The sequence below is a fragment of the Rhodospirillales bacterium genome (genome assembly GCA_023898785.1).
GTDB lineage: Bacteria > Pseudomonadota > Alphaproteobacteria > Micavibrionales > Micavibrionaceae > TMED27.
In genome coordinates this window covers 1620094-1645944 of the sequence record CP060239.1, presented here as the reverse complement: position 1 = coordinate 1645944, position 25851 = coordinate 1620094, and the positions used below count along the sequence as shown (strand labels likewise).

At 48.3% G+C, this 25851-nt stretch carries 21 protein-coding genes, 1 tRNA gene and 1 pseudogene; 19 read left to right on the top strand and 4 right to left on the bottom strand.

Annotated elements, in window-relative coordinates; all coding sequences use genetic code 11:
* Positions 1-28: 28 nt before the first annotated feature.
* On the bottom strand, positions 29-874 hold the full coding sequence (locus tag H6859_08320; GenBank protein ID USO05149.1) for a thioredoxin fold domain-containing protein: 846 nt from the start codon (positions 872-874) through the stop codon (positions 29-31).
* Between the two features lie 53 nt (positions 875-927).
* A complete protein-coding gene (locus tag H6859_08315; protein USO05148.1) occupies positions 928-2163 on the bottom strand; it encodes an FIST C-terminal domain-containing protein in 1236 nt (411 codons plus the stop codon).
* Positions 2164-2256: 93 nt separating this feature from the next.
* Here H6859_08315 and H6859_08310 point away from each other — a divergent pair, with 93 nt between their 5' ends.
* From H6859_08310 to tnpA, 10 genes and pseudogenes are all read left to right on the top strand, one after another.
* A complete protein-coding gene (locus tag H6859_08310) occupies positions 2257-2823 on the top strand; it encodes a LemA family protein (GenBank protein USO05147.1) in 567 nt (188 codons plus the stop codon).
* Between the two features lie 6 nt (positions 2824-2829).
* Entirely contained in the window at positions 2830-3945 is a 1116-nt protein-coding gene (locus H6859_08305; protein USO05146.1) for a M48 family metallopeptidase, read from the top strand.
* A 111-nt stretch (positions 3946-4056) separates the two neighbouring features.
* The gene (locus tag H6859_08300) at positions 4057-4773 is read left to right on the top strand and encodes a Bax inhibitor-1/YccA family protein (GenBank protein ID USO05145.1); all 717 of its coding nucleotides are present in this window, start codon (positions 4057-4059) and stop codon (positions 4771-4773) included.
* A gap of 128 nt (positions 4774-4901) precedes the next feature.
* On the top strand, positions 4902-5111 hold the full coding sequence (locus tag H6859_08295) for a hypothetical protein (GenBank protein ID USO05144.1): 210 nt from the start codon (positions 4902-4904) through the stop codon (positions 5109-5111).
* Between the two features lie 102 nt (positions 5112-5213).
* Complete coding sequence (mscL, locus tag H6859_08290; protein USO05143.1) at positions 5214-5630, top strand: large conductance mechanosensitive channel protein MscL; 417 nt, start codon at positions 5214-5216, stop codon at positions 5628-5630.
* Positions 5631-5786: 156 nt separating this feature from the next.
* A tRNA-Ala gene (locus tag H6859_08285) sits at positions 5787-5862 on the top strand.
* 75 nt (positions 5863-5937) lie between these two features.
* On the top strand, positions 5938-6237 hold the full coding sequence (locus H6859_08280; protein USO05142.1) for a hypothetical protein: 300 nt from the start codon (positions 5938-5940) through the stop codon (positions 6235-6237).
* Between the two features lie 311 nt (positions 6238-6548).
* Positions 6549-7631 (top strand): O-antigen ligase family protein, encoded by a 1083-nt coding sequence (locus H6859_08275; GenBank protein USO05141.1) that lies wholly within the window; start codon positions 6549-6551, stop codon positions 7629-7631.
* Positions 7632-7747: 116 nt separating this feature from the next.
* Positions 7748-8853: pseudogene (locus H6859_08270) on the top strand (IS3 family transposase).
* A gap of 216 nt (positions 8854-9069) precedes the next feature.
* Entirely contained in the window at positions 9070-9501 is a 432-nt protein-coding gene (gene tnpA, locus H6859_08265) for an IS200/IS605 family transposase (protein USO05140.1), read from the top strand.
* A gap of 50 nt (positions 9502-9551) precedes the next feature.
* Here tnpA and H6859_08260 read toward each other — a convergent pair whose 3' ends face one another.
* Positions 9552-11288: a ShlB/FhaC/HecB family hemolysin secretion/activation protein gene (locus tag H6859_08260; protein ID USO06736.1), complete on the bottom strand. Its 1737-nt coding sequence runs from the start codon at positions 11286-11288 to the stop codon at positions 9552-9554.
* Between the two features lie 527 nt (positions 11289-11815).
* On the opposite strand from H6859_08260, the gene H6859_08255 reads away from it, so the two are divergent.
* The 8 genes from H6859_08255 to H6859_08220 all read left to right on the top strand — a co-directional run bounded on the left by H6859_08255 (position 11816) and on the right by H6859_08220 (position 23784).
* Positions 11816-18283, top strand: coding sequence for a right-handed parallel beta-helix repeat-containing protein (locus H6859_08255; GenBank protein USO05139.1), 6468 nt, complete (start codon positions 11816-11818; stop codon positions 18281-18283).
* Positions 18284-18507: 224 nt separating this feature from the next.
* A complete protein-coding gene (locus tag H6859_08250; GenBank protein ID USO05138.1) occupies positions 18508-19128 on the top strand; it encodes a hypothetical protein in 621 nt (206 codons plus the stop codon).
* A gap of 141 nt (positions 19129-19269) precedes the next feature.
* The gene (locus H6859_08245; GenBank protein ID USO05137.1) at positions 19270-19920 is read left to right on the top strand and encodes a porin family protein; all 651 of its coding nucleotides are present in this window, start codon (positions 19270-19272) and stop codon (positions 19918-19920) included.
* Between the two features lie 361 nt (positions 19921-20281).
* Positions 20282-20416: a 50S ribosomal protein L34 gene (rpmH, locus tag H6859_08240; protein USO05136.1), complete on the top strand. Its 135-nt coding sequence runs from the start codon at positions 20282-20284 to the stop codon at positions 20414-20416.
* Positions 20417-20497: 81 nt separating this feature from the next.
* Entirely contained in the window at positions 20498-20860 is a 363-nt protein-coding gene (gene rnpA, locus H6859_08235; GenBank protein ID USO05135.1) for a ribonuclease P protein component, read from the top strand.
* Positions 20857-21090 (top strand): membrane protein insertion efficiency factor YidD, encoded by a 234-nt coding sequence (gene yidD, locus H6859_08230; GenBank protein ID USO05134.1) that lies wholly within the window; start codon positions 20857-20859, stop codon positions 21088-21090. Before rnpA ends, yidD begins: the two co-directional genes overlap by 4 nt.
* A 70-nt stretch (positions 21091-21160) precedes the next feature.
* The gene (gene yidC, locus H6859_08225; protein ID USO05133.1) at positions 21161-23152 is read left to right on the top strand and encodes a membrane protein insertase YidC; all 1992 of its coding nucleotides are present in this window, start codon (positions 21161-21163) and stop codon (positions 23150-23152) included.
* Positions 23149-23784, top strand: a complete 636-nt coding sequence (locus H6859_08220; GenBank protein ID USO05132.1) for a YihA family ribosome biogenesis GTP-binding protein — start codon at positions 23149-23151, stop codon at positions 23782-23784. The genes yidC and H6859_08220 overlap by 4 nt, the downstream gene beginning before the upstream one ends.
* A 1-nt stretch (position 23785) precedes the next feature.
* Here H6859_08220 and H6859_08215 read toward each other — a convergent pair whose 3' ends face one another.
* On the bottom strand, positions 23786-24505 hold the full coding sequence (locus H6859_08215; protein ID USO05131.1) for a hypothetical protein: 720 nt from the start codon (positions 24503-24505) through the stop codon (positions 23786-23788).
* 66 nt (positions 24506-24571) lie between these two features.
* Here H6859_08215 and H6859_08210 point away from each other — a divergent pair, with 66 nt between their 5' ends.
* Complete coding sequence (locus tag H6859_08210) at positions 24572-25816, top strand: DNA recombination protein RmuC (GenBank protein ID USO05130.1); 1245 nt, start codon at positions 24572-24574, stop codon at positions 25814-25816.
* Positions 25817-25851: the final 35 nt, after the last annotated feature.

Here is a 25851-nt window from a genome sequence, read left to right as displayed (position 1 = left end):
ACCCCAACATCAAAGCACATCACTACATTTAATTTGATGTTTTCAGATCGGCTAAAACAGCTTTTAGGTCCTGAGGTTTCCCGCGGATAATTTTTACTGAACCATCGCGCCCACGGTAAACAACCATTGGCGTAGCATCAAATTTCCATGATTGCATGATGGCAAGGTTGCGTTGCACCCCTTGTTGATTAATCTCGGTTTTGGCGGGCAAGGCCGTTTCATCGCCCTTCATATGTTTAAACCAGCGCTCTTGCGGGTTAGGCGAAGCAATCAAAAATGCTGCCTGCGCCTGCGTTTGCTCTTTAAATCCGACTGGAATCATCCGCAACTGAACCTTACCGCTATCAAAATACTCGCCATTTATGAGCTCTTGCATAAAGGCATGGCAATGCGGGCACTGCGTATCAATAAAACTATAAATTATTGGCGCATCAAGCCGCCCAAAAGGCACCCAGTTGCTGCTCTCAATATCGGCAAACATCTGCTCTGCCGGGGTCTGAAATTCAAAAGGTTTTTCAGTATCGCTGGCTTCTGGAATTGGAAATTCTGCCAGCGTATCAAGCAACGTATCGCCTTCGGAGCGCAAACGGCTGACCTGATTGACCGTCACCAGTTTACCGGTTTTGTCGAACAAAACACCCATAACAAAGGCTTCACCATCGGGCAGCACATAAAAATACTGCTCCACACCGTTTTTAATTGTCAGCCAGGCATCAAGCCCATGATCTTTTCCTAAAAAGCGAATCTGCGCGCCTTCATTCACAAGATTTTGAATGGGATCGGGCAACTGGGGCAGGGGCTCTGTCGGTTGAGCCAGCGCAGGCACTGCTCCAATAAATAAAACGAGTGTCAAAAAGACGAAAAAACGAGTCATGAAACTATCCTGTTTGAAAAACAACACCAAGAGTTAAGTCTAACGCATTTTCCCTACAAAAACAGCGTTAAAATGCCGGTATAGCCGTAAAGCCGTCCCTTATTAATTTCTCCACCGGCGTAAAATCCCGTCAACGGGACATCGCCAATGATTTCTTGAATCAGCGTAATTTCATTTTTTTGTTGATCGTCAAATTCATTGTAGGCTCGTGCAGCGCAGGAAATATAGAGCGCACCTTTAGGCGCAAATTCCCCATACTCTTCCTGTACACGCTTTCGTAAATCAATCAGGCTGGCACTTAAGTCCCTATAAACGCTTTCATGGTCGCGATGAACAAACATTAAGCGCTCACCATTAAAAACATGCTGCGAGATCATCATCGCGCCATCATCGGGATTAATCCCTATAATATTGCGCACCAGATAATCCTGCCCGTCGGATTCGGAAATCGCCAGAGCTGCATGAACCTCACCTTGAATAAGACTTTGAAACTCTTCGGGCATAGAATCCGGATTATCCAAAACCTCCTCATCAATCAGCACTTGATCTGGATCTACATCCAGTTTTTTAATCGCCATCGCGCGCAAATCATGCTCAAAAACCTCTACAGCCTTTTGTCCATCCAGTTCAAGAATTTCATGCCCGTCGCACCGGGTAATCGTATGAACGCCGCCAATAGGATCACAACCTTGCGATAGCATGCTGGCCACCGGTACGTTATCGGAAAACAGCGCGCCGCACAGGCCGCCTTGATAAAAATCCACGGCAAATTGCGCATGGCTGTTACGTGAAGAGGTAAGGCCGCCGACCATAAAGCCGTTGCAGGCCATATCCAGATTGTGCAAAAGCAACGCCGGATCTTCTTCGCTCATCGGATCGCCGCAAACGAAGACCAGCATCGGATCGTGCGCTTCCAGCCACGGAACCATAACGGCCTTGGCCTTTTCAGGTTCAAGATTGATTGGCGGAAAAATGCAAAAATTTTCCGGATCAAACTTTCCCAGCATCACCGAAACCGCTGGCCCGTCTATGAAGCTTTGCCCGCCCGCGCACACGCCCAGACCAATGCCACCAACCCAGTTCTCAATCTTCAGAACCGACTTAAACAGATTTAAAATACTTTCCGCATCATCTGCCAGAGCATCGGATACAAATAAAAACCCGAAATTAAATCCGTTTTTAGACAGCTGGGCATCGCTCAATTGTTCAAGCACACTTTTTGCGGCTTCGCGCCAATCATCGCCACCGGATGCGCAGGAAATAAAATTTTCTGAAGAGATGAGGGTCATAACGGCAAGCTTCTCGACTTCGGATTCCAATAATGCTTAACTATATAACCTGAGCGCAATAAGAAAAGGGCTTTGCCCATTAAGGAGGAGTTTATGGAAGCTTTATGGATTATTTTAGGGCTGGTGGTTTTGACGGGTTTGGTCGTCATAACCATTTACAATCGTCTGGTTGCTCTACGCCAAAATCGCGAGCAAAGCTTTGCGGATATTGATGTACAGCTCAAACAGCGCTTCGATCTCATTCCCAATCTGGTTAAAACTGTGAAAGGCTACGCCGCGCATGAAAAAGAAGTGTTGGAAAATGTCACCAACGCTCGCGCTGGCGTTGCAAGTGCAGGCAACATGTCACAGCGCGTGAGCGCGGAAAACGCTTTGAGCCGGGCCATGATTTCACTTTTTGCGGTTGCCGAAAACTACCCCGATCTGAAAGCCGACGGCACCTTTAACAAGCTGATGGACGAACTCTCCGATATTGAAAACAAACTGGCTGCAGCCCGGCGCTTCTTTAACAACGCCACAGCCGAACTGAACACGGCCGTTGAACAATTCCCGGCTGTTTTATTTGCAGGCATGTTTGGCTTTAGCAAGGAAGAGTTTTTCGAAGTCCCCGAAGACGCGCGTGAAACGCTGGAAAAAGCCCCGGATGTAAGTTTCGAGTAGACGAGCATGCCAATCGCTGTAGCCGGACTTCAAACCCATATCTGGAATAACAACGCCAAATCAATGATGCTCCTGGCGCTTTATCCGCTTTTGATTATCGGGATGATCTGGCTGCTCTCTTTTGCCAGCGGTTATATTTATTATGGCGGTAATATCCATTCATACGACGGCATTATGAACGGCCAGACACCTTGGGGTCATCAGGACACAACTTTGCAAAGTCCAACAGCCGCTGTAAATCTTGCCAATTATATCGTCATTAATAATCTCTGGCTGATTTTTACGGTTATTTTCGGCTGGTTTGCCATTTCCTGGTTTTTTCACACAAAAATGATTCGAAAGCTCGCTCATTCCCGCCCAGTCACGCGCAAAGAAGAACCAGCCCTTTATAACCTGCTCGAAAATCTCTCAATCACGGCCGGCATTACCATGCCGAAACTGGAAATCATCGAAACGCATGCCCGTAATGCTTTTGCCAGTGGCATCGATGAGAAATCCTATACAATTACCGTTACAAGGGGCCTTTTAAACATGCTCAGCAAGAATGAACTTGAAGGTGTCCTTGCCCATGAACTCACCCACATCATCAACCGCGATGTACGCCTCCTTATCGTCACCGTCATCTTTGCCGGAATGATCGGTTTTTTCGCCCAGCTCGTATGGAGCAATTTGCGCTACAGTTTCATCTTTTCAAGACACGAGCGCCGTAGCGGCAAAGGGCTTCTTATCATGATCGTCCTTGTGGCCGTCCTTTGGGTCGGTTATCTCCTGACCCTGTCCACGCGCTTTGCGCTTTCTCGCCGCCGCGAATATATGGCCGACGCCGGAGCGGTGCAGCTCACCAAAAAACCGGAAAGCATGATGCGTGCCCTCCTGCGCATCGCCCAGCGCGATCAGATCCCGGAAACCACGGACGACATCATGATGATGTGCATTGAAAATTCAAACCCCTTTATGGGGCTTTTCGCCACGCATCCGCCAATCGAAAAACGGATCCAAATTCTTTCCGAAATGACCAATACGCCGGTGCCGCAAATTACAACGCTAAGCGCCGAAAAAGAAAAACGCATTGAACATGTTAAAAAAAATCCATGGCTCACGCGCGGACGTCGAAAACCGTAACATACTCTACAAACAGTGTTTTCCAATTTTCCCCTGAAAATCTTTGAAATCTGCTACAATAAAGACTATATGTATTGAAAATCGTTTGAATATCATAAGGAGATTGTAACGATGCAAACTGACCGTTTCCAAACCACGCAAACCCGCACCCGCGAGATTGATGAAGGTTTGCGGCAACATATGAATAACATTTACGCCAAAATGACCGCCGGTGTTTTGGTAACCGCCATTGTGGCTATGGTGGTGAGTAGCTCACCGTTTTTATACAAGCTATTCATGGTAGGGCCGCAACAAACGATCGTTATGCTTGCGCCGTTGGCAATCGTCTGGTTTGGTTTTAGACCCGACCGCATGTCTTCTGGCAAGCTGATGATGGTGTTTTTCCTGCTGGCCGTGCTTTACGGGATCAGCTTTTCCACCATCGCTGTGGTTATGGCGGCCAGCCCCGAATTCGGCGTTACCGTAGCTAAGGCTTTCTTCATAGCCACCGGTATGTTCGCCGGAATGAGCGTGTTTGGCTATACCACGAAAAGAGATCTCTCGCCCATGATCACATTCTTGGTAATGGGGATCTGGGGCGTGGTGATTGCCGGCCTGCTGAATTACTTTATATTTCATAGTCCAATGCTAAGCATGCTGCGATCAATGATCGCCATTCCGCTTTTCGCCGGTGTGACCGCATGGCAAACTCAAAACATGAAAGAAATGTACTCTCCCTCTATGCCGCAAGAATTTGCTAATCGCATGGGCTGGGCGGCGGCTCTAACCCTGTATATAAGCTTCATCGCCATGTTTGCAAACATCTTGAACTTGATGAGCCAGCGCTAATCCGCGTTGCTCAAAACAAAATTCACAAAAAGCCGCTCGAAAAGGGCGGCTTTTTTTAATACGCATACGCCCGTGCACAAAATCCGCTTTTTCTTTCGCATTGTTGGTTTTGGGATAAAATGCAAACCATGAATGAAGGGCTTCAAAGGGCAGCAGGGATATTGCCTCAAACGTATGACATGCGCGGCTTGAAAACCCTAGCCGCGTTTGAGCGCGATTATATTGAGCATATCTTGCAAATTTGTCAGGGCAACATTCCCCGCGCCGCAGAAATTCTCGACATTGCCCCGTCAACGCTCTATCGAAAACGCGCGGCCTGGGATAAAAACAGAGTTTAAAATACGGCGGTATAATTTTTCCAAACCCCTATCATATTGACTCCACTTATTTCAATGCCGTATCGTGCCTTCTTATTTTCAATAAATGAGAGAGGACCTGCAATGCTGAAAGAATTTAAAGAATTTATTGCCCGCGGTAGTGTCATGGATATGGCCGTTGGTATCATTATCGGCGCGGCTTTCACCGCCATCGTTAACTCGATGGTTAATGACATGATCATGCCGGTAATCGGCGTTATCACAGCCGGTATCGATTTTGGCGATTTATTCATCGCTCTTGATGGCAACAGCTATGCAACCCTGGCCGCCGCGAAAGAAGCGGGCGCCGCGATTGTCAAATACGGTGCCTTTATCAACGCTGTGATAAACTTCCTGATCGTCGCTTTCGTCATTTTTATGCTGGTTAAAGGTGTAAACAAGCTCAAACGCGCTGAAGAAGAAGCGCCTGCGAAAGTCCCTAAACCACCAAAAAGCGAAGTACTACTAGAGGAAATCCGCGACGCTTTGGTCAAGAAATAGCGGCGGCTTAACAAATTTGAAAAGCGGGACTGCAACGTCCCGCTTTTTTACTTGAAAAACACAGGATAACGCTTTAGGAATTAACGCCGTCTCAACCGACTTTAGGAAGGTTGAACCACCAGTATTCAAAAATCACATTTTTTGAATACGGAATAAGGGCCCTTAGCTCAGCTGGGAGAGCGCATCGCTGGCAGCGATGAGGTCAGCGGTTCGATCCCGCTAGGGTCCACCAACTTTTACTCTAAATAAATTGCCATAAAATTTTACATCTGCTATTAAAGAATACATATCAAAAAAGGAGATACATATGCGGTTCTTAGCAATTTTTGTAAGCATAGTTCTGGGTTTAGCTTGGTCTGTTCCGGTTTCTGCAACCGATGAGTTTGGTGCACGCTTTAGCACCGAAACTCCTTCCGCGCTGGGCGGTCCTGAAGCAGCGTTGGCCGATATTATGCCCGCTGCTGGTGAGGAAACTGGCAACGAAGAAGATAGTGAACTGATTGAAGAAAGCCCCGAAGAAGACTCTGAAGAAAATTCTGACGAGAGCGATGATTCCAACGTTGATTTCGACTTTGATGACGAACAACCAGAACAAAGCGACGAATAAAACCGTCACCTCATAGTTAAAAGTTAAAAAGCGTTTTGTCTCTCATAGTGATGAAACGCTTTTTTTTATGGTTCATATGCTCCATGATAAGGACCTTAACAAATTCGGCTCAATAACAAATGTCCCAACCTCAAATGCACCCCCCAAAAAAACCACGCGCGCTGTATATCTTGCCGGCAATCGTAGCGGTTATTTTATGTATATTACCATTAGTGGGAGTGTTGGCCCCACGCTTACTGGGCTTCTTGCCGGCCGCAATGGGGCTTTTGAGCCTACCTGTTTTTCGCATCATAACAGGCCATTGGCCAGCATTGAGTAAATTCTATCTAATCACTGCCATAGCTACAGTCTCGCTGGCCGCATTAAGCTCTTTATGGGCTTTTGACAGTGCGTTTGCCCTTGAGCGTAGTGGCAAAATTGCACTGGTCCTCTTCGGCGGCGTCGCGCTTTTTACCCTTATGCGTACGCCAGAGATATGCTGGCCGCACTGGCTCGGCTGGGTATTTCCACTATGTTTTCTAGGCAGCGCTCTGCTGGCTTTGAGCGAGCTTATAACCCACGGCTTAATCCATTACAGTTGGCGGGGTTCCGATGTTCCTCTGATGAGCACGAACGTCTCTATAACCAATCGTGCAGTTGTACTATTATGCCTGCTTTGTCCACCAACGCTAATGCTTTTAAGCCGCGCTACCCTTCTTGCGCGTACCAAAAATGTACTCTTTACACTAATTGTAATTGCGATGATCGGTATTTTAGCATTAACCGACAGCCAGTCCGCACATCTGGCAGTATTGACTACCGCACTCTTTTGGTTTGGCTTTCCACTGGCCCGCCCAAAAGCCTGGATTGTACTGGGCGCTCTAATTATAGCCGGTATTCTCTCCAGCCCCTGGTTGGCACAAATTCTTTATAATACATTGGCTTCACATATGAAGGGCATATCATGGTTTGCACAGGCCTATGCTGCGGATCGTTTGGAAATCTGGGATTTTGTTGCGCGTAAGGCACTGGAAAGCCCGTTCTATGGATTTGGTATTGAAGCCACCCGCCATGTTGAGCATTTTGATACACCAATGCTTTACACGCCGCTGGACCATGTCCTGCATCCGCATAATGCAGTGCTACAAATCTGGATCGAGTTCGGCGCACTTGGCGCATTGGGTTTAAGCATCTTTGTGGCAGCAATGATGCAGGTTTTATACCGGGCAACGCAATTATGCGCAGATAAAACCGCCGCACGCCTGCTTTTAAGTATTTTTATGGCTGCTCTGGTAGTTTCATGTACCGCCTATGGTTTCTGGCAAGGCTGGTGGCTGGGCTTGCTAACACTATTGGGCGCATTGTGCGTTCATATCATCAAACCGCATGGCACCGCAGACGCCGTTTCACAATAAAAAGACCGCTCATTTCTAAGCGGTCTTCATTTATAGGCACGTAAAAACAGAGGTGGCCCCAAGAATTCGGACAGTGAGTTAAGCTACGATCTATGACCGAAGGAGGGTCATGGATTATGAGCAAGACAAGGAAGAACTACCCGGCGAAGTTTAAAGCGCAGGTTGCGCTGGCGGCGTTGCGGGAGGACGCGCCGATCACGGAGCTGTCATCCCGTTACGGGGTGCATGCGACGGTCATTCACCGTTGGAAGAAGGAGGCTCTGGCTGCGCTGGAGGCGGGTTTTGCGGGCAAGCTGGAATCGCGAGCGGACGCGCATAACGCCGAGGTCAGGGACTTGCACGCCAAGATCGGACAGCTGACAGTGGAACGTGATTTTTTAGCCGATGCCTCCGCCCGGTTGCGGTCCGGGGGCGGCAGGAAATGGTAGACCCGTCCAATGACAATATCGGCATCGCGGCGCAGTGCCGGTTGCTGGGGATCAGCCGCTCTGGCTGGTATTACGAGCGGCGCGGGGAGAGCGCGGACAATTTGGCGCTGATGCGGCTGATTGACGCGCAATTCCTGCAAACCCCGTTTTACGGGTCCCGTCAGATGGCCCGGCATCTGCGCCGTCAGGGGTACGAGGTAGGCCGCACCCGCGTGCGGCGTCTGATGCGCCTGATGGGAATCGAGGCGGTCTATCAAAGGCCGCGCACTTCGATGCCGCATCCCGGCCACCGGATTTATCCCTACCGGCTCAAGGGGCTCACGATCACCCGCCCGAACCATGTATGGTGCGCGGATATCACGTACATCCCTGTCAAACGCGGGTTTTTGTATCTGGTAGCGATCATGGACTGGGCCAGCCGGAAGGTGCTGGCCTGGCGGCTGTCGAACACGATGGAAACGCGCTTTTGCGTGGAGGCGCTGGAGGAAGCCATCGCCCGCTACGGGCCGCCGGAGATCTTCAATACCGATCAGGGCAGCCAGTTCACGGCGGACGCGTGGACGGGCGTCCTGAAAGAAAACGGGATCGCGATCTCGATGGACGGCAAGGGCCGCTGGATGGACAATGTGTTCATCGAGCGGCTGTGGCGGAGTCTGAAATATGAATGCGTGTATCTGAACGCGTTCGAGAGCGGCCTGCAAGCCAGGCGGGATATCGGGCGCTGGCTGGCGTTTTACAACGCGCAGAGGCCGCATTCGGTATTTGATGGACAACCCCCGGACGACGTTTATGATGAACGAAATTTTGTTTCTCCGGCCTCGGGCTTGCCGCCTCCGCCTAACGGCTCCGGCGGCCGCGCCCTTCACCCGGAGAAACAAAACCACAGGCAGGCGGCATGACAATAACCAACCGATCGTAGCTTAACTTCGCCGCAAAGCTGGCCGAAGAACCGAGACCACCTCTAACCAAGGGGCTTGCCCCGTGGATGGAGTGCGTCCAGTATCTTCTTCATGCGATTAAGGAAGCAAGGCCACTGTGCGTACAAATGCGAATACCATCTGGTTTTGACCAGCAAGTACCGGCGTAAAATTTTCAATGAAGGATCATTTGCCTATCTGCGGGAATTGATAACGAGTTTTCATGAGATGTTGCCTGAGGTTGAAGTGTTGGAGATCAATCACGATGTTGATTATGTGCACCTGCTGTTATCAATTCCCCCCAAGATGCGTGTCAGTGATGTGGTGCGAACGTTCAAATCATACACAGGCCGTCTTATGAAGAAAAGGTTTGAGTATATGCGCAAAGCATATTGGGGCGCAGATGGCATATGGTCCGACGGTTATTTTGTCAGCACAGTGGGCATCGGTGAGAGTGTTATTAAGCGCTATATTCAAAACCAGGGAGAAGAAGATACTGGACAAGCGCAGCTTGAACTAAAGTGATACCACGGGCCTTGGCCCGTGGAGTTTTACTTCTAAAATTTAAAAAGCACTTAGAAACTGCGATTAAGGCTAAAATAAACTTTCGGGTCATCATCGCTCTGTGTCTGAACATCACGGGTTAACGGAAAAGCAACGGAAAGCGCAGCCTTCATATCGGAAACAAGGTCCGCACGAACGCCAAATCCGACCGAGGCCAGAGATTCATCATCATCCGAAATCGTCGCATCATCATTCCAGACCTTGCCAATGTCATAGAACCCAAACAACTGGTAATCTTCGACATATGTCCATGGAGACTGTCTGTTCCACTGTACCTCAAGGCTACCGGAAACGCCGTCTTCGCCAACAATTTCAGAAGGATCATATCCGCGTCCGGAATTAATACCGCCTACGCCAAACTCTTCGGAAGAAAGCAATGCATCATTAGCCATCTGTGCCCGCGCCGCAAACAGCATATTTACATCTGACGTTAAGCGTTGCAAACGTTGCGCTTCCACATTCATTTTAAAAAATGTTGGATCAGCCGCCGGGCGTGATACGCGGATATCGCCCTCACTGCTGGCACCCAAAATATTTAACCCTTGCGAGAATGTCAGACTCAAAGCATTAACGCCAGCGGTAAACAGATTATCGAGGAACTCATAACGACCGCCAACGCGCAGGGTACGAATGCGGTCTTCGCGTGTAGGCTCAAGGTCATTACGGCTTTGTACATCACGGAAATCAATACCCACACTGCCGTAAAAGCTCCGCTCACGCGTACGCATGAAAGGGTGCTCAACCTGCACACTGGCAAAGTCAGACTTACCTCTAACATCAAACTGATCCAGATCATAGCCTGGCTCGGTATTTGAGTGACTGTAAAGTGTTTTGATCTTTGTGCCGTAAGTGCCAATCGGCTGATCATAACCCAAAGAAACGAAATACAACTCGGAATTATGCGGCGCTGCAACAAGTTGTGAAGAAATGCGTTCATTGTTCCCAAAGTAAGAATTAACAGATCCCGCGGCCGTAAACTGAATTGGGCCAAGATAGCGGCTGCCGTAGTTGTCCACGCCAAGAAATGCGTCATACGGATCACGTTCAACAATAATGCGTAAGTCCGAAGCCCCTGTCGTCGTTTTCGATGGGCTGAGAATGCTTCGTGCTTCAACGCCGGGAAGGTCATTGATGAGCAGCAGGAATTTCTCCAGATCTTCGACATTCAAAGCGCCGTTACTCTGGACGCGGCGGGCGTAAGCACGAATAGTTTTCAGAGCGCTATTCTGATCATCGCCAGTCACAGCAATCTTGTCGACAAATCCTTCAACAGCGCGAAGCTTCACACGACCGCCGTCAATTGTTTGTGGCGGCACAATAACTTGCGTCAGAATATAGCCGTCATTGCGGTACTTATTCGTCATCGCTGTGGCAATAGCATAGACATCAGCCAATGTAACAGTCGTGCCGAGTTTGCTGGCATAAAGTGGCTGTATGTCGGCTTTATCATAAACCCCGACACCTTCAAATTCGATCTGTGAAAGCTTAAAACGAATTTTGTCCGCATTTGCGGGCATGTTCTGCAAAACTAGGTCTTTCACATGGATTTTCGGACCCGGTGCGAACAACTGGTCACCATCAAGAATTTGTTCCTGGACACGTCCTGGGTTGGCCTGACCGGTAGCAGCTCGTTCCTGAGCGGTTGGAAGCTGCGCCAGCGCAGACAGACTTGTGCCCACAAGCAGTGAGAATGTAAGAATCCCTTTGGAGAGGGTGCGCTTAGCACCTCTATAATCATTTAAACCCATCATCGGTTATCAACCTTTTGTACATTTAAACCGAAATCGTTCAGTGTAGCTATAACAGAAAAAATACAAAACAAAAGCCATTTCACGCCCCTCAATAACTACGCTTTTTTTATATACAAATCAACCCGTAGCTGAGAAAGGCCCTGAATTGAATCATGTTTTTATCTGAGGTGTAAAATTTTTTTCATATTAGTAAAAAATGGTAAGCAAGACCAATTAAAGGTTTCCAGAAGAATAGGTTTGTATGGACCATGAAAATGGTTAAAGATTCCTTAATAAAGACTTGTAAAATCTCATGAAATAGGTCTATACCGAGTCTATATAGAAAAATGCGTGAGCTATATCTTCAGTTAAGTAACTCGGCCTTGATCAAAAATTTGATAAAAATCAAGCCCCGCGAGCATCAAAGTTATAGCATGAGGAGCATAACCGGAAAGCAATTTGCCACAGTGGCATAAAGCTCTTGAGGGTTGTTTTTCTACACCGTTTTTCAAGAAAGCGTTTCTGATTTGAGGAAGGAAGAAACAATGAGTACTTACAAAGCCCGTAAAGAAGCCGCCGACCATTTCGGCATTTCCACACATAAATTACTGGCAACAACGGCGCTTGTTGCTGCAGTCGTGCTGCCGGGAGCGGCGCACGCGGGGACGCTGGAGGCGAATGAGACATGGCAATTTGAAGCCGGGACGGATGTGAATTCAGCCACAACGTCTCTTGGTCATGTGCGTTTTGATCATACCGGCAACAACCGGATTATCGGGAACCTTGTAAAGGAAGACATCTGCGCAACATGTTCTGTTGACATTAATTCTGCTTTAACTGTGGCCACAGGTGTTGAATCCGGTCCTATGCAGCTTTTGGGAAGGCTGACGTCTAACGGCGAAGTTAAAATTCTGGATGTAAACGGCTTCCTCTTTGGTAAAAATTCTGTCGTTGATACGCAAGGCTTTGCAGCGATTGGCGGTGCACTGAAGAATGCGGGCAGCTTCCTTGCCGACGGTAAAATGGATATCGATGTTGCTGAAGATGCCTCAATCGTCATTGAGCAAGGCGCAATGATCAGCGTCGCCGATGCGGGCCTCGCCGCATTTGTCGCACCGCACATCTCTAACAGCGGCATTATCAACGCGAAAATGGGTACGGTCGCTTTGACTGCTGGTGAAACTATAACACTCGACCTGTATGGTGATGGTCTGGTTGAAGTTGCTGTCGAAGGCGAATTAGCTGATGCCTTGATTGAAAACTCTGGAAAAATCACTGCTGAAGGTGGCCGTGTGCAAATGACCGCACTGGCTGCTAAAGGCGCTGTAGACAATATCATCAACACATCCGGTATCATCACGGTGGCTTCTGCCGAAGTCGTCGGTGGTAAAATCGTCCTGTCTGGAGGCAACAAAGGCGTAGTTTCCGTTAGCGGCATAGCTGATGCGTCTGGTACAGATGGTGGCTCTATTGAAGTGACTGGTGAAAACGTTCATGTAACTGACACGGCAACGTTAAGCGTTGATGGTGGTCGTGGCGTTGACCAGCAGGGTGACGGTGGTTCTGCTCTAATCTATGGTGATAAACTCGCTGTTCTTGAAGGGCGCATTTCCGGACGTGGCGGTGCGGTTGGTGGTGATGGCGGTAAAGCCGAACTCTCTGCTGGCGGCTCTGTAGGCTTTAACGGTCTTGTCGATCTCGGCGCCTCTAACGGTGAAGTGGGCACATTTGTGATTGACCCTGCGCACCTGTTCATTAACGACACCTATTCATTCTTTGGCTTCGATATTAGTCCGGTTGGCACACTCACCGTATACGATCAGGCGATTGCCAATGTGCTGGCAAACAACAATGTAAAACTCTGGGCAACACAGACCGCAAATACCGGCAGCAACATTGATATAAGTGCCTACAGTTACGACGTTCTTGTTACTCCAGGCTACATTGATACGAGCGGTCCTTGGTGGACATGGAACTGGGTTCCCGCTGTTTACGCTACCGTAAGCGGTATCACCAGTAACGACCTGACAATCGCCGCGCCAGAAGTAAATATCGGTCATGATGTTACTTTAGGTAATGGCGCACTGAATGTTACTGATATTCTGACTGGTGACAGTGTCCTGGGCTTTGGCTTGATCTCTCCATGGACGGACATTATCGTCGAAACCCTCAATCTCAATGGTAAAATTTACAAACGTACAGCACTGGTCGATCCATCTTTCGCAACGCTGGCGAATGATGCACAAATCAACACCACGGCGAATACGATTAACGTTCTTTCAAACAATGCGCTAATTCAACAAGGCATCCACTTTGCCGATATCGGTGCAACCGTTAACGTTCATGCGGGGACTTACGCGGAGAACCTGACAATTAACGTCGAAGACCTAAAGTTGACAGGGACCGACGATCCGGTTTTGCAAGCGGCTGACGATAACGAGCCCTTGGTAACAGTTTTGTCTTCCGGCGTGAATATCGATCCGATTGTCTTTGATGGTGGTGGTACGACAGCGTACGGTGTCTACGCTGCTGGTGCCGGAGCGAACGGTTTGGTGGTTGATGGCAACACCTTCCACAACTTTACAGAAGCCGGTGTTTATGTTGCCAACGCTACGGGTGGCACATCAACGATTGAAAACAATACTTTTGAAGGCACATCTACGCGCGGTGTTGAAATTGGCGGATTGTCCAATGGGTCGTCTGTCTTTGTCCAGAACAATAACATGGGCCTTGTTGACGGACGGGTCGTAAACGGTGTGGTGGTTTCCGGCGATCTGACGACGAACGCACGGGCCATCGTTCAGGTTAATGATATTGCGAGTATTGGTAACGGCGTTGACTTTCAGGGCGCCATCAACACCGCTCTGGCAGAGGTCCTGTCCAACATGTCGATTGATGCTTACGGCCACGGTGTGAATTTTGGCGGCAACCTGACGAATGCGTCTGTGATCGTTAACAAAAACAACTCGATTGTAGCTGGCAATAACGGCATCGTCTTTGCCGGTAGCGTTACGGGCGGCTACGTTCAGGTTTCTGGAAACAACCATGGTATTCACGCGGACAACCACGGTATCGTCTTTAATGCTGATGTGGAAGATAACGCCAAGATTAACATTCACGATAACGTGATTGCAGCCAACGAAGATGGTGGATCAGTCGGTGACGGTATCCGTTTCGAAGGCAAAATCAAAGCCTCCGAAGTCAATATTGGCGATGGTAAGGGGCCGGATTACTACGATGATCCTTCCAACATCATCAAAGGCGTTGACGGTATACACTTTGTTGGCGACATCGAAGATGGGGCGGAGATCAACATGGATGGAAACCGTCTTGGCTATTACAAAAAATATAATGGCCAGCATATTTCTGCCGAGCTGAAAGATGATGGTATTGAGTTTGATGGTAAAATTGAAGATGATTCAGAAGTTAAAATCACCGATAACCGCATAAATGCAGGGGACGACGGCATCAAATTCAACGGTAAAGTGACCGATGATGCGCGCATCATTATTGGTGGCTACCGCGATGGTAACGCTATTTTTGCCGATGGTGATGGCATCCAGTTTGGCAACGACATTGAGAAGCACTCTCTGCTTGAAATCAGCTATAACGATGTTGATGCCGAAGAAAACGGCATTGAGTTCAATGGCGAAACTTCAAACCATATCCACGCCGTGCATAATGAGGAAATCCTCATCATTAAAAACACGATTGAAGGCGATCAGCACGGCATTATCTTCTATGGCAAAGCCGACAACTCTCGCCATGACATCGTGATCCGCGATAACTACGCTATAAAAGGTAGAGGTGGAAACGGTATCACCCATGTCGGTAATATCGACGATGCCGAGCTGTTGATTAGAGACAACAATGAGATCTACGGTAAAAAATACGGTATTCATATTGTGGGTGCGTTCTACAACGATGCCAAGATTCATATCCACGGTAACGAAGATGTTCGTGGCCGTGATGATGACGGTATCCACGTTGAAGACAACGGCTGGAGCGATGAAGGTGCTGAAGTAGACGTAGATTACAACCATGTTCACTGGTCCGGAGATGACGGTATCTTCGTGAAGAATATCGAAAACGCGCAGATCCACGACAATACGGTCCATGACGTTGATGGTAACGGGATCTACGGCTCCAACATCGATGGCGGCGATATCCTCAGTAACACCATTTGGAATACCGATGAAAATGGTATCTTGGTAAACCCAACTGACTACATCGATATTGCTCATAACGACATTCATGATGCTGAAAATGACGGTATCCATGTTGAAGATGGTAAATATGCCGACATCTGGGACAACCACATTGGCCGCACTGGCGATGACGGTATCCATGTTGAAAACAACCGCGGCGTGGAAATCTGGGATAACTACATCCACAACACGGGTGAAGACAGCGATCACGGCGATGGCATCTATGTGAAAGAAAGTGATCATGCCAAGATCAAGAAAAACAAAATCACAGGTGCGGGCCGCGATGGTATCAACGTCAAACGCAGTGACAACGTTCTGATCGGCTGGAACGACATCTTCGCTCAAGGCGGTAGCTGGTGGTACTACAACGCTGATTATGGTCAGCAAGGTGCAGGCCGCGATGGTATCCATGTCGAAAACAGTGACGATTTGCTCGTCATCGGTAACGATATTACCGCCGATCTAGGCTACGGCAAATACCCAATCGACCAAATGGCCGCTGGCCGTCATGGTATCTATGTTGAAGGTGGTAAAGACATCTTCATCAAATACAATGATGTCCTTGGTGACTCTTCGTGGTCTTACTATGGCGGCTATAAATCAGTCGACTCCGTCGGTGAAGATGGCATCCATGTTGAAGGCTCTGAAGACATCTTCATTGGTTGGAACGATGTATCTAGCGCTGGCGATGATGGCATCCAGGTCATTGTAAAAGACAACGACGAGCATGATAAAAAAGATCACGGCCATCACGATGATGTGAATAAAATCATAATCGTCGGCAATGATGTCGAAAAATCAGGTGATGACGGCATTGTCGTTAACACCGAAGAGAAAGAAAATCGTCGTGAAGAAGAAGTGTTCCGCGTTTCTGTAATCCCGCAACAAAAACCTTCATATGATGATAATGGCAAGAAGCTATACATTAAGATTGCCGATAACGAAGTCATCAAATCCGGTGATGAAGGGATTGAGGTTAACCTCAAACGTGATGGCAACAAGGGCAATGAGTTCTTCTCATTTGAACACCATGACAACCACATCGAGATCCTGAACAACAAAGTCAGCTTCTCCGGTGACAATGGTATCTTGGTCAAACTGGCGCCTGAAAAATCACATCATCATGACGATAACCAGATTATGAGCCTGAATTCTCTATATCCATATAACGATGATGACGAAGCTCAAACTATCCAAAACTACATTAAGATTGATGGAAACAGGGTTGCCTTCTCTGGTGATGACGGCATTCAGGTTGATGTGAAAACCAAAACCGAAGGTGGTTTACAAAGTCAGTTGCCTCCTAGATTTGGCATTTCCAAATTTGGCGGCTTTGGTCATGGCGATGAAACAACCAACACCATCATCATCTCTGATAACAAAGTTGTGTTCTCTGGCGATGATGGCATTGATGTTGATGTTGAGGCCAAAGGCGGAGACCGTCGTTCACAAAATACAAGATTTTACGATGACAACAACGGTACAACCAGCAACTTCATCACAATTCTGGGCAACAATGTATCGTTCTCACGTGATGACGGTATCGTGGTCGATGTTGATAATCCACAAGGCAAAGGCATCTTCCCGGGATCAATCTATGATACTGTAAGTGCTAAAGGCTTTGGCGGTAGTTTTGATGGAAACCAGAACTTCGTCAATATTTCCTTTAACGAAGTGGAATATTCCGGTGATGATGGCATCGAAGTTGAGTCTCACAAAGACACAATGGTGAACTTGCTTGCCGTCAAAAACCACGTTAAGGCCAGCCGCGACAACGGCATTCTGCTCATCACAAAAGGTGGTTACTTCGGTGGCTATGGCGGTCCGCAGGAAAAAGGCTCACAGGATGAGATCGTTCTGACACAAAGTTTTAGAGGCTTTGGTAGCGGTTTTCACCACAGCAAAGGCGGCATGAACTCACTGTTGATCGGAAACGTAGTTGAAAACTCTGGTTCAAACGGCCTGTACGTTAAAGGCCAGAAACATAAAAGCGTAACGCTGAAAGGCAACACCTTCATCGATAATCCGACAGGTGCGTTGTTCGAAAGCGGCAACGTTGATGTCTCTGATCTGGAACGTCCGAACAGCTTCATCGTAACCGAAGACTTCGATCCTGAAGGCCCCGTTATCGGTATGAAGTTTGACGGTAGCCCGTGGAAACTGAAAATTATTGGTGAAACGCTCGGATCAACCATCTTCGACGGCTATCTCAGCCGCCCTGTTGGCCAGTCCTACTATGTTTACTTTACCGACGGTTCTATTCTGAATCCGTTTACGCTTGAACCGATCATCATTGATGGCACACAGGTAAACTGGGACGGCATCATTCCAACAAACTTTGGCAACGTGTTGCCAGCCTCTGTGTTAAAAGCCATTGAAAATCGACTCTGGGACGCGGATGATCCGCTTTTAAATGGCCGCGGTCAGATCTTTGTAGCAAGAGTTATACCAAACAACCGGACTATTGATAATATTGAAGACTTCTTTAATAACTTTGGTCCCCGCGGCCGTGGCTTCCGTGGCCTGAGCTTGACTCTGACCGGTCTGCCGCCCGTGAATGGTACAACGAGCGTAGCAGGGATTTCCCCGGCTGCTGGTGATGAAGAAGACGAAGATGTAGCAGGGATCGAACCTGCCGCCGGTGAAGATGTGGCAGGGATTGAACCGGCAGCAGGAGGCGAAGAAGCCGCATGTTGGGGAGACGCTCTAAACGCAGCGATCAACGGCTCCGTGAATTACAGCTATTCAGGCGATCCTTCTGAAAGCTTGTCAGATGCGGTGAATTGCGGTTCACAAAACCTCTAAAAACTCCGCTTAAAGAATTTAAAAGCCCCTTCGTTTTCAAAGGGGCTTTTTTGTATAGGAATCCATATTTCTGACAATATACTTGACCTGTTTTGTGTAATTCTGAATAGTAAGAAAGATATAAAGCGCGTAAATATTTACTGACGCTACAAAGGGCTTGCACACGCCCTAAATATTTGCAAATAATGCATTAATTATGAAGCGAGTAAGGATAGAAACTCTCCATGTATCACGATAACAACTGGAACGCGGTTCAAGGCGATGAACTCGCTGGATTCTTAGAACAAATAGACCAGATTGATGGTAAATACCGCGTATCTTCAGAAACAACGCAAGTTCACTGGCGTATGCTGCCTTTTTATGATCAAGTAGCCCTCATCCGCGTTAAAGACCCTAACTGGACAAATCCCAAGCTGAACATCTATTACCTGACAGATCAGGGCAATTTATTCCGCCTCAATGGTACATCTCCGCCAATCCATGAAGTGAATGCTAAAGCGCCAATCAAAGTCACAGAAGAAAATGTCCTCGATTATTTGCGCTTTTTCTGTTTTTTTGTGCGCGGCGAGGAAGGGCCGTTCTATGTTGCCGAAACCATGGACGACCCGAATATGCCTGCCGACATGGATGATACGACCCGCTCGGTTATCGAGGGCACAATCCGTCCGGCCACCTTCGAAGGCATGAATGAGCAGGGCCATTATCTATGCGATGCCGTTGTGTTTTATTCCAACGCATTGTTCATCGCCAACTTCGCCGTACAGCCGACCGGCATGATCGAAATGCTTGACGACGATCCGATTGCTGCGGATTTACCTGTAAAAGTTGATACACCGGTTTCTTAAACGACCAGAAACTCACAAAACATAGATATGAAAGCGGGTTTCCTTATAGTCCGCTTTTTGCTATCCTTAAGGGCGTAGCCATTTGCGCTGCAGTGCTTTCCATTCTTCTTATTTCAAAATTCCCACACTGTGAGAAACATCATGATCAAAACGCATCTTACTCTCGCTATCGCCGTAATTGCACTGCTTTTAGGCAGCATTTCCAACGCACAGGCACAAACAAGCCGCTTTTATCTCGCGGGCTATCTTGGTCTCAATACATTTAACGATCAGGAATTTACCGAAAGCGCCAGCGGCAATAACGGCGACTTTGAGATAGACAATACTATGTCTTTTGCTGGCGCTCTTGGGATGCGCTTGTCACAACAACTCCGCGTTGAAGGGGAGCTATCCTACCGTAACGCTGAATTTTCGACAGCCGACATCGTCGGTGCCGGTACATTCAGCTCCGGCGGCGAACTCAAAAGCACATTGTTGTTCGCCAATATGTACTACGATTTCGATGTGCCTTGGTCGATCCAGCCCTATATTGGCGGTGGTCTCGGTTATGGTTGGCACTCTGGTGAAATCAATGATGGCTCCGGCTTAATGGTAAATGCCTCATCCGATCATACCGGGATTATCTGGAATGCTGCGGCTGGAATCAAATACCGACCAAGCACAGATCTGGCTTTCACCGCCGGGTACCGTTATATCGATGCTGTATCGGATTTGGAAATCGGTAGCTATGATGTCGATTTTGATACCCACGAATTCCGCCTCGGTATGGAATGGGACTTGCCAATCCGCTAGGGTTTAAACTGTAAGTAAGCCCTCTTAAAAAATGACAAAAATCACGCAAACCAAAACCCTTAACCTCGCTCTTCAGGGCGGCGGGTCGTACGGCACCTTTATGTGGGGCGTACTCGATGCCCTATTGGAAGACCAGCAGCGGCCACCCCGGCACTTTTCCGATGCGCCATAAGCCCCACAGCGACAAAAACAAGCAGGAAAAATACAAAGCTGTAAATCATTTGCCCAAGTTCTTACAAAAGAACCGCTTGTAAAGAAATTCCCCCGAATCCGTTGACACAGGGGCAAAAATAAGGGTATAACCCTCACACTTTTAACGAATTCAATGGATTTGAGGCGCCTGACACCGGGCGAAAGTAAGATGAAACGTACATTCCAGCCCAGTAACCTAGTTCGCAAACGCCGTCATGGCTTCCGCTCACGTATGGCTACAAAGCAGGGCCGTCAGGTTCTGGCCCGCCGCCGTGCAAAAGGCCGTAAACGCCTGTCAGCTTAGTTTTAAGCCTGTATTTTGTTTGAAGGCGCAAATTTTAAGGTTTTGCGCCTTTTTCTATAGTTATTTGCTATACTCGCACCCATGCATGCAACTAAAGATCAACAATCCTCGCTTACACAGATTAAAAAGCGCGCCGAATTCCTGAAAATTCAGGGAAAAGGCCGCAAATGGGTTTCCCACGGTCTCATTCTTCAAACTGCACCCAATGAAGCGGGCGAAAAACGTATAGGCTATACGGTTTCCAAACGTGTCGATAAATCCGCTGTGCGGCGCAACCGTATCAAACGCCGCCTGCGTGCCGCCGCCGCCGATGTCCTTTCCTCTGGCGCATTGGAGGGCCACGATTATATCCTGGTGGGACGCCCGCAAACCCTTATACGCCCTTATGAAGCGTTGTGTGATGATTTGCGCTGGTGCCTGCGCAAAATGGGCTTAAACAAATGAAACGCATCTTGCAAGCCATGATTAAGGTTTATAGCGCTGCCGTTTCACCATTTTTAGGCCGCAATTGTCGTTTCCAGCCGACATGCTCTGCCTATGCACATGAGGCCATTGAAACCCACGGTACGCTCAAAGGTTTGTGGTTTGCCACCCGTCGTATTCTCAAATGCCACCCGTTTTACAAAGGACAGGCTCACGACCCCGTGCTGCCAAAATCCCAAAACGCTGATTGATCACATCTTTCAGATCGGCTATAAACGCTTCCAAACCCAAATTACACGACATAAAGCAAAGCAAACACAAATGGCCGATCCAAAACACCTGCCAACTCTGCCTAATAACCCGATGAACAAGGATCAAATGCATCCTGACGACATGCGCAATATGTTCATCTTTTTTATTCTCGCAGCGGTGCTTTATTTTTCCTACGACAGTTATGTACTCAAGCCTCAGCGCGAAGCGATTAAACAGCGCACACAGATAGAAGCTGAAATCAAACAGGCTCTGGGCCCGGCCGCGCTGGAAGAAGTCAAACCCGTACCAGTCAAACCACGTTCGGAAATCGTTACCCAAGGTGGCCGGGTTAAAATTAAAAATGCGCAGATGCATGGTTCACTGGATTTAAACGGTGGGCGCCTTGATGATGTGGCCTTAAGCGAATATTTTCAGACGCTGGGTAAAAAGGATAATGTCACGGTCCTCAACCCCCGCCTGACAGATTTCCCGCGCAGTGTTGAATATGGCTGGATAGCCAGCAACCAGAATGTGGCCGTACCAAACAAAAATACAAACTGGAGCATACGCGGCAACGCGCAGTTGTTACCGGGCAACCCAGTAACGCTTGTTTGGGATAACGGCCAAGGCGTGACGTTTGAACGCCGCCTTGAGTTGGATGAACATTTTATGTTTACCGTAACGCAGCGTGTGGCGAACAATTCCGGGCGTAATGTTACGCTTTATCCCTACGGATTAATTTCACAAAAAGGCATCCCGCCGGATTTTCAGGGCATGTGGGTTTCACATGAAGGCCCGGTCGGTTTTATTGGTGAAGAGCTGTTCAACAATAGCTATAAAGATATGCGTAAAACTCAAAAATTCTCATCTCAAGCCCAGCAGGGCTGGCTTGGTTTTACTGATAAATATTGGCTAACGGCTCTGATCCCGCCACAAGGGCAAAATGTTAAATACAGCTATAGCTTTGCAGGCGATCAAAAAGACAACGACAACCAAGGGCTCTATCAAGCTGATTATCTTGGCGCGGCATTAGAGTTAAAACCCGGCCAGAGCGGTGAAATCCAAAGCCGCTTATTTGTCGGAGCCAAACGCGTCTTTTTGCTCCAGGATTATGAAACAAATCTTAAGATTCCACAATTTGATCTGGCCGTTGATTTTGGCTGGTTCTGGTTCATGACCAAACCGTTTTTCTATCTGCTGCATTTTTTAGGCAGTACTATCGGAAACATGGGCGTGGCGATTATTATCATGACGATTCTCATTCGCGGTGCCGTTTTCCCACTCACAAACACGTCTTACCGCTCTTTTGCCAAAATGAAGAAAGTCTCGCCGCTGGTGATGGAGTTACGTGAAAAATATCCAGACGACAAACAAAAAATGCAAGCCGAACTCATCCAGATGTACCAGCGCGAAGGCGTTAATCCGATGTCAGGCTGCTTGCCGATTTTGCTGCAAATTCCGATTTTCTTCGCGCTCTATAAGACATTCTTTGTTACGATTGAAATTCGCCATGCACCGTTTTTTGGCTGGATTCAAGATCTCTCGGCTGCAGACCCAACCAGTGTATTTAATCTGTTCGGACTCATCCCGTGGAATCCGCCCGCCTTCTTGATGATTGGCGTCTGGCCGTGTTTGATGCTGGTGGCGATGATCATCCAGAAGAAACTCAACCCCCCACCGCAAGACCCGCTCCAGCGTGATATGGCGAACTATATGCCCTTCCTGTTTGCTTTTATCATGTCACGATTTGCTTCCGGGCTGGTGATATACTGGACATTTTCCGCCTTCATCGGCGTGATCCAGCAGATGATCATTATGAAATCCCTTGGCGTACCCATCCACCTATTTGGCGAAACCGAAGAAGAAAAAGAGATGGATAAAGCCATTGATAAAGGTCCGGCGCTGCACCCTCTGGCCGAAATGGCTGAAGATGAAGTTGAGGAAGCTTTGGGTCTAGACGATGAAAAAGACAAATATGATATGTCGGGAATGTTTGATGAAGACCATCCCTCTAAAAAGATAAAACCGCCCAAGCCTAAGAAAAGCAAAAAGAAGAAATGAGAGAAGAATTTTCGTCTGAAGCTTTAGAAGAGGCCCGCAAACTGTTTGCGGGCCCTTGCGATTTTATGCTCGGCGTTGCAGCGTTGAAACAACTTCCGCCTGCTACTTTGCCGGAAATCGCTTTCGCTGGCCGTTCGAATGTCGGTAAATCCAGTCTTGTTAACGCGCTCACAGGCCGTAAAACACTGGCGAAAACCTCAAATACACCGGGCCGCACCCAGCAACTCAACTACTTTAATCTAGGCGGGCGTCTCTATATGGTCGACATGCCTGGCTATGGCTATGCCAAAGTGTCTAAAACCCAGCGCGATGCATGGACACAGCTTGTCTTTGATTACTTGCGTGGTCGCCCGACGTTGCAATGCGTCTTTATCCTGATTGATGCGCGCCATGGCCTCAAAGACAGCGATATAATGCTGATGGAAATGCTCGACGAAACGGCTGTTCAATACCGCATCGTTCTGACAAAAACCGATAAAGTGAAATCGCAGGAACTTTCTAGAATTTCAGAAAAAATTACAGCCACTCTTAAAAAACACGCTGCCGCTTTTCCGCAAGTGCTACCTACCAGCGCCAATAAAGGCGCAGGCCTACCCGAATTCCGCGCCGTGCTGAGCGCCTATGCGGCGTAGGCTACTGATCTGCCAGCAGGGTATAAAACCCGTAAATGCCACCCTCTTGCACACACAATGAGCCGATATTTGCGCAATCCGGGCAAATATCGGGCGCGTCCGTGGTCAGTTCGACATTCGTACCGCCATGCAAGCTATCATCAATCAGCGTATTACGAATTGAACTCGTCATTGTCGGGATAGCCGTAGAGCCGTTAATTTTCTTATTAATCAACCCGCACACGGTTTCATTTATCTGATAAGCAATCAAAATAACCTCTTCCCACGGCGCTTCCGCTCCACCAGGACCTGCGGTATTACCCTGCGCTAAAGCTGTCCACTCAACATTGTTAAACCGTCCCAGATACCATCCCGGCTCCGGGTCGTTGGTAACTTGCGTAATGGCTTCGGTTGGAATTTTACCCGGCAGCAATCCACCCCCTTGCGGGTGATAAACCTTATGAATCAACGTGCCGGTGTCAAATCCTGCATCGGTTGGGGCCGTAAAATCCAACTGATCAATATCGCTGGCCGCCGTAAACAACATCTGATCAATGGCCGATCTGGCTTGCGCGGCATAGGAAATCAACTGCGTTGCGTAGAGCTCCGCCTTTTCCTGACTGAGCGTCCCAGCCTCCGATGTATCGGTTTGCCGTGAAAGCGTAAAGCTGAGCGCCGCGAACAGCGCAATCGCGATCAGCACATAAATCAAGGCATTACCACGCTCATGCATCCTATCCATAAAAATTCGTTCTCTTTTTGTTTTCATTTCTTTTATCCGGTCAGAATCAATGCTACGCTTGTCATTATGCAAGATATTATACAGTCTTTAAACGCCCCTGAATATTTTATTGCCGCCCCCGTTGGTTTTATACTGGGGGCGCTCGTTGTCAGCATTGCATTTTTGCTGGCTCGTCAAAAGCTCCAGACTCAAAATGCGGAGTTGAAAGCCCAGCTCCGTGAGCGCGAAATCGCCTTCGATCAGGCCGGCGCTGCGCTTGATCACCGCTTTAAAGCCACCGCCGCCGAAGCCCTGCAAAAAAGCAATGAAGCGTTCCTGCAACTGGCGCAAGAACGCCTGAAAGCCGCCCAGGCCGATGGCGCGCACGATCTCGAAAAACGACAGAACACAATTTCTGAGCTGATTAAACCCGTCCATAAAAATCTTGAAGACATGGCCAAGGCCCTTGAACAGGTCAAAGCCACCGATACCAATTTACGCGAGGAAATGCGTACGCTGAATCGCGAAACCGCGCGCCTCGTTGGCGCGTTGCGCGATCCGGCAGCGCAAGGGCGCTGGGGTGAATACATTCTCGAAGGCCTGCTCGATAAATCCGGGCTGATCAAAGGCGTACACTATGAAACTCAGGTCTCTATGGACAGCGGCAGACAAAAACCTGATGCGGTCATAAATATGCAGGATGGTTTCAAAATCATCATCGATTCCAAAGCACCCATTAATCAGTTTGTAGATCGCCTTTCCGAAGAAATAAGCGAAGAAGAATACGGCGTCTTGATGCAAAATCTTGCAAAACAGGTAAAGGGGCATGTGAAAGAGCTTGGGAAAAAATCCTATTGGGAAAATGTTGACAGTCCTGATTTCACTGTACTGTTTCTCCCTTCCGAACATATCTACTCTCTAGCCCTGCGCGCCGACCCGTCTCTGGTTGAATACGCCGCCGGTGCCAATATCATTATTGCTTCCCCCACTTTGCTGATGAGCTTGATCCGCGTTGTAGGCGTAAGCTGGCGTCAGGCTGAGCTGGCCAAAAACGCCGCTGAAATTTCCGAGCGCGGCGGTGATCTCTATAAACGTCTGCTCACCTTTACCGGTCATCTCGAAAAAGTCGGCAAGAATTTGCAAGGCGCAATGAAAGGCTATGATGCCGCTGTTGGCTCTCTGGAGCGCCAGGTTTTGCCCGCAGCGCGTAAATTTAAAGAATTACAGGCCGGTACCAACATGGCCGAGTTAACCGAATTTGAAACGATTGAGGAAACCCCGCGCCCTCTCATTCTCACTGCCGAGGATGAATGCGAGAAAAAACGAGCCTAAGCCTCTGTCTGGAGCTAGCTCAGGGTTATCGGGAG